General features: G+C 64.7%; 1 protein-coding gene. It reads right to left on the bottom strand.

Translation table 11 applies throughout. The annotated features are described in order from the left end of the window. Window positions 1–466: 466 nt before the first annotated feature. Complete coding sequence (locus H7007_RS00075) at window positions 467–2941, bottom strand: FG-GAP repeat domain-containing protein (RefSeq protein WP_287152439.1); 2475 nt, start codon at window positions 2939–2941, stop codon at window positions 467–469. Window positions 2942–3616 lie beyond the last annotated feature (675 nt).

The following is a 3616-nucleotide window of genomic DNA, read 5'->3' as shown; positions in this document are numbered from 1 at the left end:
GGGTCTTCGGCGACCTGCGTTTCTTCGGCCACTACGAAGAGAGGCTCAGGGAGTTCGGCATCCCCGTGTACACCGACCTGCGCTCCTGCGTCCTGGCCCTGCGGGCCTATCTGCAGTACTCCCGTGCGGCCCGCGGCAACCGCGACTGAGCCGGTGCGGCCTGATTACCGGGAGACGTCATCGACCCGAAGGCCTTGCGCCCCTCATTCGGCGAGTGCGGCGTGCGCGGTCTGGAGGCGCCAACGCCCGATGATCGTGGCGCCACGGCCGCGCTCCCTTCGGCTGAGCGGGTAATAAGGGCTTTTTGGCCCTCCTCTATACCCGAAATTATGGTTTTCGGAAGGGAACTGCGAGCGCTGTTCAACGGGAAGCGGAGTTGTCAGGGCCGTCCGCTGTACAGGTATGGGGGAAGGACGCTCGTGCCGCCGGGTACCGGCATGGAAACGATCCCATATTGCCTGCCCGCTCAATATTCGAGGAATGAGCCCACCGTGTCGTGGCCTCCCACCATCCCGTTGAAGGAGAAGTACATGGGCCGCTCGGCCACGATGGGCGCGCCTGAGGTGACGCGGATGGAGACGTCGCCCCTGGCGCTGTCCTGCACCCCGATGCCCTCCGCATCACCGTGCACGGCCACCGTGTAGCGGGAGCGCGGCTTCACGGTCAGCTTCTTGCGGATGTTGGCCCCGTCCCCGCAGAGGTAGTCGATGACCACATCCGCCGGGTCGTCCATGGGGTTCTGCAGGCAGAGGAAGGTGTTGAACCCCGGGCGCGTGCAGCCTTCCGCGAAATACCACTGAGTGGAGGGGGAGGGAGCGCCCATGGCGTCGTGCCCTCCGTCCCACACGCCCGCATAGTTGAAGTATATGGGGCGCTCGGCCACCACGGGCAGATTGGAGGTCACCTTGATGGACACGTCGCCGTGGGGGCCGTCGTGGGTGCCGATGCCCAGCCCGTCCTGGTGCACGGCCACGGTGAAACGAGAGCCCGGCCTGATGTTCAACTGGCGTACGATCTCGGCCCCGTCACCGCACAGATACTCAACGGTCACCGCCGCGGACTGGGACCTGTCCGGGTTCTGCAGGCAAAGGTAGGTGTGGAAACCGGGGCGCGTGCACCCCTCGGCGAAGTACCATTCCTGACGCGGTGTGTCCGTGCCCATGACGTCATGCCCCCCGGCCCAGGTACCGTGGCTCCCGGAATAACGGTAATAGAGCGCCCGCTCGGCGATGACCCCCGAGCGGTCGGAGAACATCACCGTGCTCACGTCCTGTCCCTCCACGGAGCCGTTGACGTAAACCGTACAACGGGACCGTCCAGGGATGTTCACCACTTTGACCACGGATAAACCGCTTCCCAAAAGATAGCGGAGCTGGGCGGTGGCCGCCTCCGGGTTGGGGTTCATGAGCAGGACGAACTCCTGGAACCCGCTCCCCGTGTAGCCCTCCGCCAGGTAGGAGCGGCTGCGCACCTCGGAGGCCGACCACAGGTCGGGCACCTCCTGGTGGGGGTAGCAGGCGCGGTGGTCGGGGAAGCGGCGGAACATGGGCCAGGCGGCCAGCGAGGGGTTCCACTTGCCGCACTCGTAGCGGATGATACGCCCCGTCTCCCCGTCCACGCCGTTGGTCACCACCACGTCGGTCAGGCCGTCGGCGTCCAGGTCTCCCACCGCCGGGCAGCTGAACACGTTCTGGCCGGTATGCACCTCCAGCACCCGGTTGCCGGAGGGCTCGTAAGCGGCGAGGTGCTGCCCCTCGCCCATGATGACCTCCATATCCCCGTCCCCCTCGATGTCGGCGATGGCCGGGGAGCCCATCTTCTGGACGGCGAAGAGCCGGTTCTTCCATTTCTCCTTCCCGTCGTGCTCCCAGCAGTAGACCCAGGAGTCCATGGAGGCGCAGGCCACCTCGAAGTAGCCGTCTCCGTCCAGGTCGGCCACCGCCGGGGAGGAGAACACGTTGTCCCCCGTGTTCACCGGCCAGCCGGGGAGGTTCTCTCCCCGGTGGTTGAAGGCGTAGACGTGTTTACCGTCGGCATAGGAGAGGTAGGTGGGTTGGCCGGGATTGGTGTTCTGCCAGAAGAGGCCGGTGCCCACCACGATGTCCGGGAAGCCGTCGCGGTCCAGGTCGGCGATGGCCGGGGAGGACCATATCACCTGCGGCAGGGTCTTGGGGAACCCGGCCTTGATGGAGCCGTTCTCCTCGAAGACGTAGAGGAGGCCGCCCCGGGGCCAGGGCCAATAGGGGCCGCTCCAGCAGTCGGCCCCGATGACCACCTCGTCCTTCCCGTCCAGGTCGATGTCCCCGCAGGCCGGGGAGGACCAGATGGAGTCGTGGTTCTGGTACTGCCACATGAGGGGCCCCTCGTAGTGCCAGGCGGTGACGAAGGTCCCCCAGTTGCCCACCACGATCTCCAGGTTCCCGTCGCCGTCCAGGTCCCCGCTGGCGGGAGAGGGGAAGACCTCCCGGTAGCCGTAGGCCGTGCCGGCGAACTTGGGCCACCCCCATTGGGAGAGGGGCTGTCCCAGGTAGTTCAGCCCGTAGACGTAGCCGTTATGGCTCCCGAAGAATATCTCCAGGGTCCCGTTGCCGTCGCAGTCAACGGCCAGTGGGGTGGACTGGATGGTGGCCCCGGTGTTGTAAGCCCAGCGGATGTTGCCGTTCAGGTCAACGCAGTAAAAGACCCCGTTGTTGTTCCCCGCCAGTATCTCCTGGGTACCGTCCCCGTCTATGTCCGCTACGGTGGGGGAGGCGTGCTTGAACATGCTCCCCACGTCCAGGGCCCAGACCTGGGTCCACCCCGGCGGGTTGGCCGATGCCCGCCCGGAAGTGTCGTGGAAGAGGAGCAAAGGGGGCGATAGCCATGCTATGGCTAAAAATGCCGACATTAAGAACACGACCAGGATTGGGGAAAGGAACCCGGCGGCCCTCCCTGTCCTCATCTTCTCTCGCCTCCTCCTTATTCGCATCCCGTTATCGGACGAGCCGCTGAACGGCGCTATCGACGGCCCGACGCGAAGGTATGGCCTCGGAATCCGCGCCCTTTTCGGAACTGATGCGCCGCCCGGCCTTCACTCGCCTTCATTCCGCCTACGCCATATAGGGCGCTCACGCCGTATCGGGCGCCTTGGCCCTTTGCGGTGAGCCGGCGGTTTCAGGCGAACTTTATCCTGTCTCCGCGGCACTTCCTGCTTTTCTCGCGGGCGCGGGAGCACCGGCAAGCCTTCGAGATAGATTTCGTCCCCTTCAACGGGCGACTTGAGCAAGGGTCGCCGGCTGGCGGGTTTCCTTTCGCGGGTTTCAAAGAACAATGCATGCCGTGAACGAGCATGGACTTCACGCTTATTCTTGCCTTGCCGTGGGGTGCCGGGGCCGTCCCTTGCCCCCGTCGGGGGAAAGAGGACCAGCCGGTAGGAGGGCGCATGAGGCCGGAGCGGCGCTAACAAAGGCCAACTCAGTTCCTTCGCGGGGAGGTTATAGGAGGATCAAGGACGAGAGCGTTCAAGGGCCCTCCTTCACTCGTACATGTCATAATGGATGATATATTACGGTGTCGGTTTTCGTGCTTTAAAGATTGATCGAATGGGTGGTCACTACAAGGATGAGATCCGCTCCGA

The organism is Candidatus Solincola tengchongensis, from assembly GCF_015711935.1.
GTDB classification, from domain to species: domain Bacteria; phylum Actinomycetota; class Geothermincolia; order Geothermincolales; family RBG-13-55-18; genus Solincola_A; species Solincola_A tengchongensis.
Note: the sequence above shows the minus strand (reverse complement) of the source record. Positions and strands in the feature narration are given on the sequence as shown.

What these genes read in the sequence shown, in the direction of transcription:
- H7007_RS00075 (WP_287152439.1), bottom strand. Translation starts at nt 2,941, where the DNA reads ATGAGGACAGGGAGGGCCGCCGGGTTCCTTTCCCCAATCCTGGTCGTG.